Raw genomic sequence first — 15421 nt, 5'->3', positions numbered from 1 at the left:
CGGGGGGGTTAGGACATTGAAAGCTAAAGATTTAACAGTTTTGCTAGGCATCATCGGGATCGTGCTTATGATGATTCTGCCTATCCCGTCCTGGCTATTGGACGTTTTGCTTGTTATTAACATCTCAATCGCATTAATTATCATTCTGGTTGCTATGAATACGAAAAATGCACTCGAATTCTCAATTTTCCCTTCATTGCTCCTAGTAACCACACTGTTTCGTCTGTCACTTAACATCTCGACTACAAAACTGATCCTGACTTACGGAGATGCCGGTTCAGTGGTATCTACTTTCGGTAGCTGGATCGCTGGCGGACAAATTGCTGTTGGGTTTATCGTGTTTCTGATCTTGGTAGTAGTTCAGTTTATTGTTATCACCAAAGGTTCAGAGCGCGTAGCTGAGGTAGGCGCTAGATTTACCTTGGATGCGATGCCCGGTAAGCAAATGAGTATTGATGCCGATCTTAACGCAGGCATGATTAACGAAACCCAGGCACGTGAGCGTCGTCGTAACGTAGAACGCGAAGCGGATTTTTTCGGAGCCATGGACGGTGCGAGTAAATTCGTTAAAGGAGACGCGATTGCGAGTATTATCATCTTGCTGATCAATCTCATCGGTGGATTTATTATCGGTATGATGGTTCACGGGATGGACTTTGCTACTGCGTTATCCACTTATTCTGTATTGACCATCGGGGACGGTCTTGTCAGTCAAATTCCAGCTTTGCTTATTTCGACAGCAGCCGGCTTGATTGTTACTAGAGCTTCTTCGGAAGGTAATCTTGCAGAAGAGCTGACAGGACAGTTGTTGTCCTATCCGAAATTGTTGTATATTGTCGCAGTTACGGTAGCTTTTCTTGGACTCTTTACACCCATACATATGATTACAACGCTCCCATTGGCCGGATTGCTGGCTTTTGCAGCCTACCGTATGGGACAAAATTTAAATAAGAAACAGATTGCCGAAGAGCAACTTGTTGAAGAGAAGCAGATTGAAGAGGTACGAAGTCCGGAAAGTGTCATTAATTTGCTTTCAGTTGATCCCATTGAATTCGAGTTTGGTTATGGTCTTATTCCTTTGGCGGATACAGGTCAGGGAGGCGATCTGCTAGATCGTATCATCATGATTCGACGGCAATGTGCCCTAGAAATGGGTCTTGTAGTACCTGTTATTCGCATTCGCGACAATATTCAACTAAAACCGAATGAATATGTCATAAAAATTAAAGGAAATACAGTTGGCGGTGGTGAATTATTACTTAATCATTACCTTGCAATGAGTCCAGGATATGATGATGAATCTATAAACGGTATTGAGACCATCGAACCATCCTTTGGGCTTCCAGCATTATGGATTGATGAATCGGTTAAAGAGCGGGCTGAATTGTCCGGCTATACTGTAGTAGACCCTCCATCTGTTGTCGCAACACATCTGACGGAGTTAATCAAACGTCATGGACATGAGCTGATAGGAAGACAAGAAACTAAGATGCTGGTGGACAACCTTAGGGATAATTATCCAGTGCTCGTCGACGATCTTATTCCTTCCGTATTGGCGATTGGGGATGTGCAGAAGGTTCTTGCTAAGCTGCTTCGTGAAAAAATATCGATCAGAGATTTGGTTACGATTTTTGAGACATTGGCGGATTATGGGACATACACCAAGGATCCTGATATTCTCACTGAATATGTTCGTCAGTCCTTGTCCAGACAGATTACCCAGCAATTCTCACAAGTAGGAGAGACGCTGAAAGTCATCACGGTGGGGCCTAATCTTGAAAAGAAAATTTCCGAGAGTGTGCAGCAATCTGAACAGGGAAGTTATTTGGCACTAGATCCAACTTCGACACAAACGATCTATCAGCGGTTAAGTGAACAGATTAATCGATTGCTGCAGACAGGGCAACAGCCAATAGTGCTCACATCACCAACCATTCGTATGTATTTGCGGCAGGTGATTGAACGAACGATGCAGGATATTCCTGTACTGTCTTATAGCGAGCTAGAGCCTAACATTGAAATACAAAGCGTCGGAGTGGTGAATTTATGAGAGTGAAGCGTTACGTGGTCGATTCGATGCCTGACGCCATGCTTTCCATTCGCAACGAGCTTGGGAGCGAGGCCGTCATTTTAAGTACAAAGGAAATCAAAATCGGCGGATTTTTAGGGTTATTTAAGAAGAAAAAAATAGAAGTTGTAGCAGCAGTAGAAAAGGCAGAGAAGAATAATGTTCCAAAAAAGCCGGCTGCGCCAGCGATGAACATTCCACGGAGTGCAGTACCACAGGCTTATCAAAAAGCTTCATCTGCTTCCACTACACCTTCTATACCTTCCGTACCTTCTGTTTCATTAGAAAAACCAGAAGAGTCACGGACGTTTGCAGAGATTGCTGCAGCCTTATCGGAAGCTATCAATGTACAAGAATCGATAGCCAAGCATCCGGAGCCAGAACCTGAGCAAAAACTTCCTGAATTAAATCTGGAAGATGCACCTTCTATATCAGCGTTGTATGAATCATTAGGATTAGAACAATCGCCAGAGGTTGCCACTGCTCTCGAAAATGATGTTCTTCGTGAGATTAGAGATATGAAGCTCTGGATGGAGCGAATTGCCAGACAATCCTCAGGTGGAAGAGAACTGCCAGACAGTCTGCAGGAGCTACGGGATCTTTTATTAGAGCAAGAAATGGATGCTGTGCTTGTTGAGGAATGGATCAGTAACATCTCGGAACGTTGGGTGGATGAAGGGCGTACTTGGGGACCAGAGAAATTTATGGGATCTCTTAAAGAACAGATTGATGGTTTCCTGACGGGACGAATTGCTGATGGAATTGCCCGGGATACTCAAATTGTATATATTGCCGGACCCACTGGAGTTGGAAAGACCACAACCATAGCTAAGCTTGCGGCAGAACAGCTATTTAAGCACGGACGCAAGGTAGGTTTTATCACCTCCGATACGTATAGAATCTCAGCTGTGGAACAGTTGCGAACCTACGCTGCTATTCTCAATGTTCCATTGGAGGTTGTCCAATCGCCAGGAGATTTGCAAAGAGCACTCTTTCGCTTGGAGAGTTGTGATCTAGTATTAATGGATACAGCTGGCCGAAATTATCGTAATGATATGCTAGTAGCCGAACTGCAAAGCTTGCTTGCGAAGGAATTGAGAAGTGAAACTTATCTTGTGCTTAGCTTGACCTCGAAAAGCCGTGATATGAAACTTATTGCAGAGCATTTCGGCAGATATAGGCTGGATAAGGTTATTTTCACAAAGCTGGATGAGACGGGGAGTTACGGCCCGCTCTTTAATGTACTGAATGACTTCCCACTTACCTTGTCTTATATGACCGATGGTCAAAATGTTCCTGATGACCTGCTTATGGCTACCAAAGGACAGCTGAGTGAGTTGCTTCTTGGAACAGGTGAAACATGATGGATCAGGCACAATCCTTAAGACAGCTTGTATCCAGTCAGGATTCTAAAGTAGCTGTAAGAGGGGGATCATCCGCCAGGATCATTACGGTGTGTAGTGGTAAAGGGGGCGTTGGTAAGTCGAATTTTACACTTAACTTCGCTCTAACTTTAAAGGCTATGGGCAAACGGGTTTTGCTGTTCGATGCAGATATCGGCATGGCTAATATAGATGTGTTGATGGGCGTATCGGCGAGATATAATCTTTATCATTTGTTAAAAAGAGAAGCGGATATCGAGCAGATTATTCAATACGGTCCGAATTCGCTCCCTTTTATAGCAGGTGGCTCTGGAATGGATGAGCTATTCACGCTTTCAGAGTCTGATCTTGATTATTTCACAAATCAGATAACACTTATCGCGGACAGCATGGATTTTATTTTGTTCGATACAGGCGCTGGATTATCTAAGGAAACGATGAAGTTTATAACTTCTGCCGACGATTGCCTAGTGGTTACTACACCAGAACCAACAGCTATCACAGATGCATACGCATTAATGAAGGTTGTGAATCGTTCCTATCCTGAGACTTCCTTTAAATTGATTGTGAACCAGGCAGGTGATGAAAGGGAAGCCATAGCGACAAGCGATAAGATCCGAATGGCCGCCAGTCGTTTTTTGCAATTAGATATTTCTTATCTTGGTCATATAAGCTCAGATGCCCATGTAGTGCAAGCTGTCAAAAGGCAAACGCCATTCACATTGGCTTTTCCAAACAGTATTGCTGCAAAAGATATACATCGTCTTGCCCTAAGTTATTTGACCATTGATTCTAAAAAGACCACAAAAGTCCAAGGGATTAAAGGCTTTATCCATAAATGGTTAAAGCGGAGTAAATAGTTGTTCTGAATTTGGGACAGAGGTGGAAATGATATGAAGCCATATAAAGTATTGGTTGTTGATGATTCGGCATTTATGCGCAAGATCATTTCCGATTTAATTGAAAATGACGCTGACTTTCAGGTGACGGCAACAGCAAAAAACGGTCGTGAGGCTATCGAAAAAATCAATGAGCTTCGTCCAGATCTGGTTACTATGGATGTAGAAATGCCAGAAATGAACGGCCTGGAAGCGCTGAAAATAATAATGGCCTCAGACCCTCTGCCAGTGATTATGCTGTCAGGGATCAATGAAGAGGGCATGAAGGAAACCATTCTTGCACTGGAATGGGGCGCTTTTGACTTTATTCGTAAACCTTCGATTACCAACTCTCAGGATATCATGGGAGTGGGAGAATCCTTAAGGGAACAAATGAAAGAGGCTATGATGGCCCGGGAGCAGCGCGAAGCACGTGCTTCTGCATTTAAGTTGCCAGACATACCGCCAGTAGAAGTCGCACCGCCAACTGTACCGAGAGTGATGCCCGGCAAACCCAAGGTAGAACCTAAAGCTTCACTCAAAAATGAAGTGATCAAAAAACCGCGGGTGAAGCAGCCGTTAGATCATTCTGTTCCTAAAAGAGCAGCCAAACCATTAATCTCTACTCCACCACCTTTATCAGAAAAGACTAATGCAAGGTCAAGAGTAGAGAATAACGCTACCCCACCAAAACCGTTGCCTAAACCTAAAGTGGAAGTGTCTTCTGACGCTCCTGCAAATCCTCAGGTCCGGAAGTATGGGAGTAATGATCTGCAAAAGTTGGTTGCCGTGGGGTGCTCTACAGGTGGACCACGTGCTCTAAAGGTATTTCTGGAGAAGATTCCTGCGGATTTTCCAGCGCCTATTGTTATCGTGCAGCATATGCCGCCTAACTTTACCAAATCACTAGCCCAGCGACTGAATACCTTTAGCCCGCTAGAAGTGATTGAAGCTGAGCAGGGGATGATATTGCAAAAAGGAACTGCTTATATAGCACCTGGAGGCTATCATTTACAAGTTGTCCCATCCTCTAGAGGGCAATATGCGGTTGTACTCACAAAGGAGGAGGCGCGTAATGGCCATCGACCTTCTGTGGATGTTTTATTTGAATCATTGCTGCCGCTCACATCGTTAGAACGTCATTTGTTACTAATGACAGGGATGGGTAGTGATGGGGCAAGAATGATGAAATCCTTATACGACTCTGGGGTAACCTCAACCTTTGCTGAAAGCGAAGAAACTTGTGTCGTATATGGAATGCCGCGATCTGCGGTGGAATTACAGTGCGTCCAGCACGTACTGCCTTTGCAAGAAATTGCTCCAAGGCTGGTGCAAGCTGTTAAATAACAGAAAAGCGAACTCAAAGGGGAGGTGCTCACTGATGGACATGAACCAATATTTATCCATGTTTATTGATGAGTCGAACGATCATCTGCAGTCATTGAACGAGAGCATGATGGGGCTGGAAGCGAATCCTGAGGACATTAGTATTGTACAGGTAATATTCCGCTCTGCGCATACCTTAAAAGGTATGGCAGCAACTATGGGCTTTGAAGATTTGGCTTCACTCACACACCAAATGGAAAATGTTCTTGATTTGGTACGCAACAACAAACTGCGCATGCAGGATTTCATTTTTGATACGTTGTTCAAAAGTTTGGATGCCTTGGAGTCTATGGTTGAGGATATTACGGGAGGAGGCGAGGGTAAAGCGGATGTTTCGTCTATCGTCTCCTCCTTACAGGCTATAGTCCGGGGAGAGATTCCTGTTGCGGGTGGTGAGGCAGCTTCTGTCTCAGGACCTGCTGCACAAGCGGTTGAAACCCCGATTCATTTAGATGAGTTTCAATTTTCTGTTCTAGAACAGTCGATTCAAGAAGGACATCAAGTATTATATGTGGACGTAACCATTCGCAAGGATTGTCAGCTTAAGGCAGTACGTGCATATATGGTGTTTGATCTTTTGGAGCGTTCAGGTGAAGTGGTTAAATCCTTCCCATCCGTTCAGGATATTGAACAAGAGAAATTTGATCAAAGCTTCTCTCTCTATTACATAACTCAAAAAAGTGCTGATCAAATTCAGGCTATGATTCTAAATCTGTCTGAGATTGACAAGGTATCGGCAGTAGCATTGGATCAAGATTCTCTGCAACAGCTGGGTCAGGAAGCAGCAGCAGCCTCTGAAGTGGCAGCCACGACTACTGAGGCGCCAGCAGCAGCTGTACCTGCCGCTTCTGCCGCTAAACCCCTGCCAACCAAAGAAGAGGGTAACAAACCTGCAACTCACAAAACAGGTGGGGCACCGTCACGTACCATTCGTGTAGATATTGAACGTTTGGACGTGTTGATGAATTTATTCAGTGAACTTCTTATCGACCGTGTTCGTTTGGAACAGCTGGCTTCTGAGGTTCAAAACGGTGATCTCACGGAAACGGTTGAGCATATGGGCCGGGTAAGTGGAGATCTCCAGAATATTGTAATGAAGCTGCGGATGGTTCCAGTAGATACAGTATTTAACCGATTCCCACGTATGATTCGTGATCTAGCCAAGTCACTAGACAAAAAAGTAGATCTTATCATCACAGGAGCAGAAACTGAGCTAGATCGTACGGTCATTGATGAAATCGGTGATCCGCTGGTGCATTTATTGCGTAATGCAGTTGACCATGGTATCGAATCTATTGCAGATCGTGTTGCTGCTGGTAAGCCGGAGACCGGAACGGTCTATTTGCGGGCTTTCCACAGTGGTAATCACGTCTTTATTGAGATCGAGGAAGATGGAACAGGGATTTATCCAGAGAAGGTTCTGAAATCTGCTGTGAAGAAGGGTGTTATAACACAAGAGCAGGCAGCCAGTATGTCGGATGATGAAGCTTTTCAGTTGTTGTTTGCACCAGGTTTCAGTACAGCAGAGGTTATTTCTGATGTTTCAGGCCGCGGGGTAGGGCTGGATGTAGTTAAATCTAAGATTTCTTCTTTAGGCGGCAATGTAACGATTTATTCTGCTCCAGGTAAAGGAACAAATTTCTCAGTGCAGCTGCCTCTAACTCTATCAATCATTGCTGCAATGCTTATCCGATTAGGTTCCGAGAAGTATGCCATTCCTTTGACCTCTATAGTGGAAACGGGAATCGTGAAGCAATCTCAGATCCGTACAATCCATGGAAATAAAATGGTAGAATTCCGTGATTCGCATATTCCTCTGGTTTCACTAAGCCGCCTCTTCTCTGTACCAGATTATGATGAGAGTACCGAAGAAGAAACAGAAATCGTAGTTGTGCGCAAGGGAGAAAGATTAGTTGCCTTAGCAGTACAGGATTTTATTGGCCAGAACGAGGTTGTGATTAAGAATCTGGGTAAATATTTGCCTGATGTACAAGGAATATCTGGCGCAACCATTCTTGGTGATGGTCAAGTAGCACTTATTATTGATCCCAACGCTTTTATTAAATAACTAGGATAGAACAGGGAGGTTCATTCCATGGCTGAAGATATTAAAGTGATAGTGTTCAAATTAGGCGTAGAGGAATATGGAATTGAAGTTGAGAAGGTACAAACTATTGAGCGCATGATGCCCATTACTCGTGTACCTAAGACCTATTCATTTATCAAAGGTGTAATTAATTTACGTGGTGTTGTTATTCCTGTAATTGATTTACGGGGCCGTTTCGGCATCGAAGAGGCTGAACACACCGATCAGACAAGAATCATCATCGTATCTGTTAATGAAATGGAAGTAGGCTTCATTGTAGACTCTGCAAATGATGTTATAGATCTGAACAGAGATTCTATTGATACACCTCCTGATGTTGTTGGCGGCATCAAGGCGAAGTATTTGGATGGGGTGGCCAAGATTGGAGACGAGCGCTTACTGATTATGCTCAACTTGTCAGAAGTGCTTAACAAAAGCGAAATCGTTCAATTAGAAAGCCTAGAGGGCTAACCTGTGGAACTATTTAAGCACTATAAGGATTTCAAAATGGATGTGCTTAAGGAAGTTGGGAACATTGGAGCTGGAAATGCAGCCACCGCATTATCACAGCTCTTGAACAAGCCGATAGATATGGCTGTTCCTAAGGTACAGCTCCTTAACTTTGAAGAAATTACTGATAAAGTTGGCGGAGCCGAAGAACTAGTATATGCGGTGTTTCTACGTGTGGAGGGTGAAGCTCCAGGTAACCTGTTTTTCATTCTGTCACCAGAAGCGGCAATGAACTTGCTTAGTCGTATTGCAGGCATTGAGCTGTCGAGTGATGAAGAGCTTGGAGAAATGGAACTTTCTGCGCTAAGCGAAATTGGCAATATTTTGGCAGGTTCGTATCTTTCTTCTCTAGCAGACTTCACCTCACTTTCTATGTATCCAACGGTTCCGGCCCTTGCTATGGACATGGCTGGCGCCATCCTTAGCTACGGTCTGCTGCAATTCGGGCAGATGGGGGACGATGCATTGTTGATCGACACTACCTTCTTTGAGGGGAAAAACGAAATTGAAGGGCAATTTTTCCTTATTCCCGATCCGGAATCATTCCCGAAAATCTTCAAATCGCTAGGAGTTCCTTTTGAAAATGATTGAAGAACAAAGCATTATTAAAGTAGGGATGGCGGATCTTAACGTTGGCAGCCAAGATAGTTTAATTCGTACCACAGGTCTTGGCTCCTGCGTGGGATTAACATTGTTTGACCCTGGAAAAAAGCTCGCAGGGATGGCGCATGTGATGCTCCCATCATCTGAGATTGCTAGGGAAGGGCAGTTAAACATCGCTAAGTTTGCAGATACCGCAGTGCCGGAGCTCTTATCCCGTCTGCTAGAGCTTGGGGCGGTTCGGAGCCGGATCGTAGCCAAGATGGCCGGAGGTTCACAAATGTTTGCCTTTGCCGGGGGGAGCGACACCATGAGGATCGGGCCTCGTAATGTTGAATCTTGTAAACTAGCACTTGAAAATTTAAAAATTCCGTTAATCGCAGAAGACACAGGCGGCAATTATGGCCGTACGATAGAAATAGCCTGCAACACTGGTATATTGTTTATTCGCAGTGTGCAAAAAGGCGCTAAGGAACTATAATTATGAATATGATTGGAAACATTTTGATAAACTTGGTGTCGGGTTTGGTAGGTTTCATATTTACCTTTTTTGTAACCTACAGTAACAATGTATTGGGTACTAGTTTATTAAGAAGCCTAATTGCATTTATCATCTGGTTTCTGCTTGCTTTTCTCTTAAGATGGGTATTGGGTTTTATTATGATTCAAACATCGCCTCCGGATGAAGTGGACACTGGCGGTGAAGAACTTGGGGCGAAGCTGGACATCAGCACCCCTAATGAGGATGAAGAATTAATCAATCTACTAAAACCGAAGCCAGGACAAGGAAACGAGAATAGCGAGGGATTTAAGCCTCTTACACCTCCTAAGCTAGTTTCGATGAAGGATCCTGAAGAATTGGCCAAGGCCGTTCGTCACCTGAAAGAAGAATAAGTGAGGGCTGAGGCGGAATCGGTGATCTTATTGGAAGGTACATTTCGCCGCGAATGCTCGCTGACTAAACTTTGGGAAGGGTGAAAGCTATTGAACGAGCGTAAAGCTTCTCAATTGGAAACTGACGAGCTATGGGAACAGTGGAAAGAACACAGAGACCCTGAAGCCAAAAAGAAGCTGATAGAGAGTTATCTCCATATTGTTGATTATGTATCCAGTCGTTTGGCTGTGGGATTACCAAAAAATGTATCCAAAGATGATTTAGCCAGCAATGGGGTTATGGGACTAATTGATGCGATTGAGAAATTCGACTACAAACGAGGATTGCAATTTCAGACCTATGCGTCCTGGCGTGTGCGTGGTGCGATATTAGATTCATTACGCCAAAGTGATTGGGTACCTAGATCCGTTCGGGAAAAAGCTAAAAAAATCGAGGACGCTTATCAGCAGCTGGAGCAGAAGCACTTAAGGTCAGTTAGTGACGAGGAAATGAGCCAATACCTTAATATTAGTGAACTGGAATTTCAAAATATGTTGCAGGATGTGGCTGTGATGTCACTTTGCTCACTGGAAGACCCGATTCGTGAAGAGGAATCAGAGACCCGAATGTCCATACTGGTGGACGATAAAGCTAAGAATCCGGATAGCAAGGTAAATGAATTCTACTTGCGCGAAGCGCTCACCAAAGGTATTGAGAAATTAACGGTGAAAGAAAGGACCGTTGTGTCCCTTTTATATTATGAAGATTTATCTTTAAGTGAGATTGCTGAGGTCATGTCGTTATCTCCTTCAAGAATTTCGCAGTTGCATTCCAAAGCTATTTTGCGGCTGAGGGGAACGCTCGAGAAGAACCGTGATCTCCTTATGCAGAACGATTAACCGTTAGCGGTGACAAGGGGGAGCAAAATTTGATCGGTCAATATGCTTTGAATCAGTACTTGAGTATAACTTTTTCGGAGGACAAAGGAATCGCGTATTTGCAGTTCTCCAAAAAGGATGAGAATTTTTCCTGCTCATCTACAGAACTGGAAGCCTTCCTGCACAGTCACAATATTCGCTACGGTATCAAGAGTGATGTTGTCGAACGTATTAGTAGTCATCCTGAGGAGTTTTTTTGGAGTAAAGTTCCGATTGCTGCAGGTTATCCTGCTGTGCATGGCACGGATGGACGAGTTATGCTTACAGTAGATCTGGAAGAGGACCGCAAACCGCTTGAGAAAGCGGATGGTAAGGTCGACTACAAGGACTTGGTCCGGCTTCGTAATGTGCTTAAAGGAAAGTTAATAGCTAAAATTATCCCTGCCCAGCCTGGAAAGCTAGGGATGACTGTAACTGGTGATGAGCTTGCTTTCAAGGCTGGAAAGGAAGCTCATTTTAAAATCGGGAAAAATGTACTCATTGATAATGACGGCACTTCGATGTATGCAGCGATTGATGGACTGGTAACGTTAACTGATAACGGGAAAATCAATGTGTTTCCTGTATATGAAGTGAATGGTGATGTGGATTACAGCACTGGAAATATTGATTTTGTAGGTACAGTCGTCATACGCGGGAATGTCCTTTCAGGCTTCACTGTAAAGTCTGCCGGTGATATTCGGGTTGTAGGCGGCGTTGAAGGTGCAGAGTTAATCTCTGGGGGTTCCATTGAAATTACTGGTGGAATTATCGGATATAACAAAGGCCAAGTTACTGCTGGGAAAAGTGTGAAGGTTTCTTTTATTCAAGATGGAAACGTAACCGCTGGGGAAGATGTAATTGTTTCTCAGAGTATTATGCATTCCAATATACGTGCGGGTAGAGATGTTATCTGTAACGGCTCTAAAGGTTTGATTGTGGGTGGAATCGTTCAGTCTGGAGAAAGAGTTGTAGCACGAACTATAGGTAACACCATGTCCACTGCGACTGTGATTGAGGTAGGCGTGGTTCCAGAGCTTAGAAATGAGATTAACGAGCTTCGTCAAGAGTTGCGGCAGCTGCTGGAGAACGAGGATAAAACCTCTAAAGCTTTGTATCTATTAAATCAATTGGCTACTAACGGTCAGCTCCCTGCGGATAAAGTGGCGCTTCGCGTCAAATTAAATGCTACTAAACAATCCCATCAACGTGAAGAAAAAAGAATTAAAGAACGAGTGCTAGAGATAGAAAGAATGTTAGAAGATACAGGTAGAGCGAGAGTTGAGGTTATCAAAACCATTTATGGCGGTTCAAAGATCATGATCGGCAGATATACCCGATTTGTTAAGGATGCTACGGAGCGGGTTGTGTTTATTTACAGTGATGGGGATATATCTTTAACGCCGTACAATTAATCGGGCGGGCAGCATTTGCGGCCGGCCATTACTTGTGAGAGAAGGGTTAAGATGAGCCTAAAACCGGTAGAACTGCAAATTGCTTTGCCTCGCACCACGGAGGCGGGCAAGCTTCAGAATGAATCTCAGCAACGTCCTGCTATCGACCAACATCAATTGGCTGGGCAAAATGTAAAACAAAGTCAGGAATTGGCCATGCGGAGCACTGAAGTGGATGAGTCTTCTGAATCAGCTTTACGGGATGGCGGTGGAAAAGGCAATCCTCATTCAGGTGGAAATTCTTCTTCAGATAAACACTCGAACTCGCCTGCAACCCGTGATGCCGAGCATCCTTACAAAGGCCAACGCATTGATCTAAGTCTTTAATAAGAATCCACATGAATCTACATCTGAAATGTAAAAGGAGATAAGGCACTTGCAACCATGGGTTTATATTGTGCTAGTAGGTGTCGCTGCTATTCTTTATGCCCTTTTACTTCCCGCACGTGTAAAGGAAGGAAAAGCTAATCAGCAAAGCCTCAAGGAAACAGAGGCTGCGCTTGAGCTATATATGGCAGACATAGAGCGCGAGAATGAGGAACTGGTACAATTAGTTAGTAGTATTAAACAACAATCGCAAACTAATCATAATTTACTGCAGGGACAGGTTAATGAATTACAGAGTCAAGTGGTAGAGTTGCAGAACAGCTCTTTAAAGCTAGAAGCACGAGTGGCCGAGGAAGAGAAGGGTTTGAAAGAACTTGCAGTGACGGTTGAACAAGGTTCGAAGGTTAAAGTTGGTGTTAACGAAGATACGTCTCTGCCAGCAGAGATGAGTTCAGTGTCGCCAGATGTGAAAGCGAAACCTATTAGTTCGATAAAATTACGTTACCCAAGATTGTTTGAACTGCATGAGCAGGGCAAATCGATAGACTCCATTGCCAAGACGGCTGGACTTCAGCGAGGGGAAGTGCAACTGATTCTGCAACTTGCCAAACAGGAGGAATCGGTATGATTAAGAACCGTTCATTCTTGTTCGGACTAGGCACAGGACTAATTACTGGCGCTTTATTACTTCAGTTAATGATCTCCGGTGGAGCGGCTCCACTTACCAAAGAACAAGTTCTACAGGGTGCTGAAAAATTGAATATGAAAGTCATCGATGAATCTGCAAAATCTGCCTCGGGGGAAGCTGAGAATGATAATAAAGAGGAAATCACAGAGACCGAGGGATCGACAGTAGTAAGCAAGGAGAACATCAGCCCCTCTGCGCCGGCTGCTGCAGCCTCCCCCACGCCGGTAGTGTCACCTACAGTACCTGAGAGCTCTGATAAAGCCATTGCGCCAAACAAGCCATCTACGCCTACTGACGGGAAGGTTGAGCAGCCAAAGATCACTCCAAAGGCTAGTGCCGCTCCAACCGCTGTAGCACCTGTAACGCCTAAAGTCACAGCAAATGCTAGTGTTTCTGTTCGAATTCCATCTGGCAGCACATTGACCGCAACAACAGATATTTTAGCGAAGGCTGGCGTCATTAAGGATAAGTCTACTTTTCTAGAGGCTGCAAACAAACGAAAGATTAATACGAAAATTCAATCCGGTTCTTATAGCTTTAATAAGGGAGAGAGTATTGACTCCATAATAGAGAAATTAATAACTTTAAAGTGATCGTTGCATACACTGAGATAATATGGTATAGTAATTGACGGTGTTAAAACACACGCCGGTTGATTTCGACAAGGGGTGCTTTCTTCAGAAGAAAGTCTTGCTGAAAGATGACGCATGGCGGAGGAGACACACAATAAACCAAACTTAGGAGGTGTGTGAAGATGGCAGTAATCTCCATGAAACAGCTTCTAGAAGCTGGGGTACACTTCGGTCACCAGACTCGTCGTTGGAACCCAAAGATGGATCGTTATATCTTCACTGAAAGAAACGGAATTTACATTATTGACTTGCAAAAAACAGTCAAAAAGGTAGAGGAAGCTTACAACTTTGTAAAAAGCGTCGCTGGTGACAACGGCACAATCCTATTCGTAGGAACAAAGAAACAAGCTCAAGATTCCGTAAAAGAAGAAGCAGAACGTTCCGGTATGTTCTTCATTAACCAACGTTGGTTGGGCGGAACGCTTACTAACTTCCAAACTATCCAAAAGCGTATTGATCGCTTGAAGAAATTGGAATCTTGGGAAGAAGACGGTACTTTTGAAGTACTACCTAAGAAAGAAGTTATCCTTCTTCGCAAAGAGAAAGATCGTCTTGAAAAATTCTTGGGCGGTATCAAGAACATGAAAGGTCTTCCAAGCGCGTTGTTCATCATTGACCCGCGTAAAGAGCGTATTGCAGTTGCAGAAGCTCGCAAATTGGGTATTCCAATCGTAGCTATCGTTGATACTAACTGTGATCCAGACGAAATCGACTACGTAATTCCAGGTAACGACGACGCTATCCGCGCTGTTAAATTGTTGACTGGTAAAATGGCAGACGCTGTTGTTGAAGCTCACCAAGGCGAAGACACAACTACTGCTTAAGTAGCGACTAGCACATACAAGAACTTAAATGAAAAGGGTGGTTGGCAGGTGGATAACCTCTCACTGCCCTTTTTTTAGGATAAAGGCCTCGAATAATGTAAGAAAACGACAATTACCTGGAGGGAATAAACAATGGCAGTTGATGCAAAAGCAGTAAAAGAACTTCGTGAAAGAACAGGCGCTGGTATGCTTGATTGTAAAAAAGCGCTTGAAGAAGCTAATAACGATATTACTAAAGCAGCAGAATTGCTTCGTGAAAAAGGTCTGTCCGCAGCAGCAAACAAAGCAGGACGTATTGCTACTGAAGGCGTTGTAGAATCTTACATCCACGCTGGCGGCCGCATTGGTGTACTTGTAGAAATCAACTGCGAAACTGACTTTGTTGGTAAAACAGATTCCTTCAAGGAATTTGCTCGCGATATCGCTATGCAAATCGCTGCAGCAAACCCTCGTTATGTTCGTCGTGAAGAAGTACCACAAGAAGATGTTGAAAAAGAAAAAGAAATCCTGAAAGCTCAAGCTTTGAACGAAGGTAAGCCTGAGAAAATCATTGAAAAAATGGTTGAAGGACGTATTGGTAAATATTACGAAGAATATTGCTTGCTTGAGCAAACTTTCGTTAAAGACCCAGACAAAACAATCTCCCAATTGTTGAATGAAAAAATCAGCACCATCGGAGAAAACATCTCGATCCGTCGTTTTGCTCGTTTTGAACTAGGCGAAGGTTTGGAAAAGAAAGTGGATAACTTTGTTGAAGAAGTTATGGCACAAGTTAATCAATAATAGCTTCATCAT

At 43.8% G+C, this 15421-nt stretch carries 16 protein-coding genes; all 16 read left to right on the top strand.

Annotated elements, in window-relative coordinates; all coding sequences use genetic code 11:
* Positions 1-16: 16 nt before the first annotated feature.
* Positions 17-2050: a flagellar biosynthesis protein FlhA gene (flhA, locus tag MKX34_RS19455; protein ID WP_036688509.1), complete on the top strand. Its 2034-nt coding sequence runs from the start codon at positions 17-19 to the stop codon at positions 2048-2050.
* Positions 2047-3432: a flagellar biosynthesis protein FlhF gene (gene flhF / locus MKX34_RS19450; RefSeq protein WP_036688507.1), complete on the top strand. Its 1386-nt coding sequence runs from the start codon at positions 2047-2049 to the stop codon at positions 3430-3432. Before flhA ends, flhF begins: the two co-directional genes overlap by 4 nt.
* The gene (locus tag MKX34_RS19445; RefSeq protein ID WP_076106353.1) at positions 3429-4310 is read left to right on the top strand and encodes a MinD/ParA family protein; all 882 of its coding nucleotides are present in this window, start codon (positions 3429-3431) and stop codon (positions 4308-4310) included. Before flhF ends, MKX34_RS19445 begins: the two co-directional genes overlap by 4 nt.
* 33 nt (positions 4311-4343) lie before the next feature.
* Positions 4344-5675 carry a chemotaxis response regulator protein-glutamate methylesterase gene (locus MKX34_RS19440; RefSeq protein WP_076106351.1) on the top strand — a complete coding sequence of 444 codons (1332 nt, stop codon included), beginning with the start codon at positions 4344-4346 and terminating at the stop codon, positions 5673-5675.
* A gap of 34 nt (positions 5676-5709) precedes the next feature.
* Positions 5710-7782 (top strand): chemotaxis protein CheA, encoded by a 2073-nt coding sequence (locus MKX34_RS19435; RefSeq protein WP_076106348.1) that lies wholly within the window; start codon positions 5710-5712, stop codon positions 7780-7782.
* A gap of 27 nt (positions 7783-7809) precedes the next feature.
* A complete protein-coding gene (locus tag MKX34_RS19430) occupies positions 7810-8271 on the top strand; it encodes a chemotaxis protein CheW (protein WP_036688501.1) in 462 nt (153 codons plus the stop codon).
* Between the two features lie 3 nt (positions 8272-8274).
* On the top strand, positions 8275-8901 hold the full coding sequence (locus tag MKX34_RS19425) for a chemotaxis protein CheC (protein WP_036688500.1): 627 nt from the start codon (positions 8275-8277) through the stop codon (positions 8899-8901).
* Positions 8894-9391 (top strand): chemotaxis protein CheD, encoded by a 498-nt coding sequence (locus tag MKX34_RS19420; protein ID WP_036688499.1) that lies wholly within the window; start codon positions 8894-8896, stop codon positions 9389-9391. Before MKX34_RS19425 ends, MKX34_RS19420 begins: the two co-directional genes overlap by 8 nt.
* A gap of 8 nt (positions 9392-9399) precedes the next feature.
* The gene (locus MKX34_RS19415) at positions 9400-9804 is read left to right on the top strand and encodes a hypothetical protein (RefSeq protein ID WP_036689092.1); all 405 of its coding nucleotides are present in this window, start codon (positions 9400-9402) and stop codon (positions 9802-9804) included.
* Positions 9805-9894: 90 nt separating this feature from the next.
* Complete coding sequence (locus MKX34_RS19410; RefSeq protein WP_036688498.1) at positions 9895-10683, top strand: FliA/WhiG family RNA polymerase sigma factor; 789 nt, start codon at positions 9895-9897, stop codon at positions 10681-10683.
* A gap of 29 nt (positions 10684-10712) precedes the next feature.
* Complete coding sequence (locus MKX34_RS19405; protein ID WP_076106347.1) at positions 10713-12116, top strand: FapA family protein; 1404 nt, start codon at positions 10713-10715, stop codon at positions 12114-12116.
* Between the two features lie 51 nt (positions 12117-12167).
* Entirely contained in the window at positions 12168-12482 is a 315-nt protein-coding gene (locus MKX34_RS19400; RefSeq protein ID WP_036688496.1) for a hypothetical protein, read from the top strand.
* Between the two features lie 49 nt (positions 12483-12531).
* Positions 12532-13110, top strand: a complete 579-nt coding sequence (locus tag MKX34_RS19395) for a hypothetical protein (RefSeq protein ID WP_038571941.1) — start codon at positions 12532-12534, stop codon at positions 13108-13110.
* Positions 13107-13763, top strand: a complete 657-nt coding sequence (locus MKX34_RS19390) for an endolytic transglycosylase MltG (protein ID WP_076106345.1) — start codon at positions 13107-13109, stop codon at positions 13761-13763. The genes MKX34_RS19395 and MKX34_RS19390 overlap by 4 nt, the downstream gene beginning before the upstream one ends.
* Before the next feature lie 161 nt (positions 13764-13924).
* Complete coding sequence (gene rpsB / locus MKX34_RS19385; protein WP_036688493.1) at positions 13925-14626, top strand: 30S ribosomal protein S2; 702 nt, start codon at positions 13925-13927, stop codon at positions 14624-14626.
* Positions 14627-14758: 132 nt separating this feature from the next.
* A complete protein-coding gene (gene tsf / locus MKX34_RS19380) occupies positions 14759-15409 on the top strand; it encodes a translation elongation factor Ts (protein ID WP_036688492.1) in 651 nt (216 codons plus the stop codon).
* Positions 15410-15421 lie beyond the last annotated feature (12 nt).

Origin of the sequence: Paenibacillus sp. FSL R5-0636 (assembly GCF_037974255.1) — a bacterium.
Taxonomy (GTDB): domain Bacteria; phylum Bacillota; class Bacilli; order Paenibacillales; family Paenibacillaceae; genus Paenibacillus_AQ; species Paenibacillus_AQ odorifer.
The sequence above is the reverse complement of the archived record's forward strand: the minus strand, read 5'-3'. Positions and strand labels throughout refer to the sequence as shown.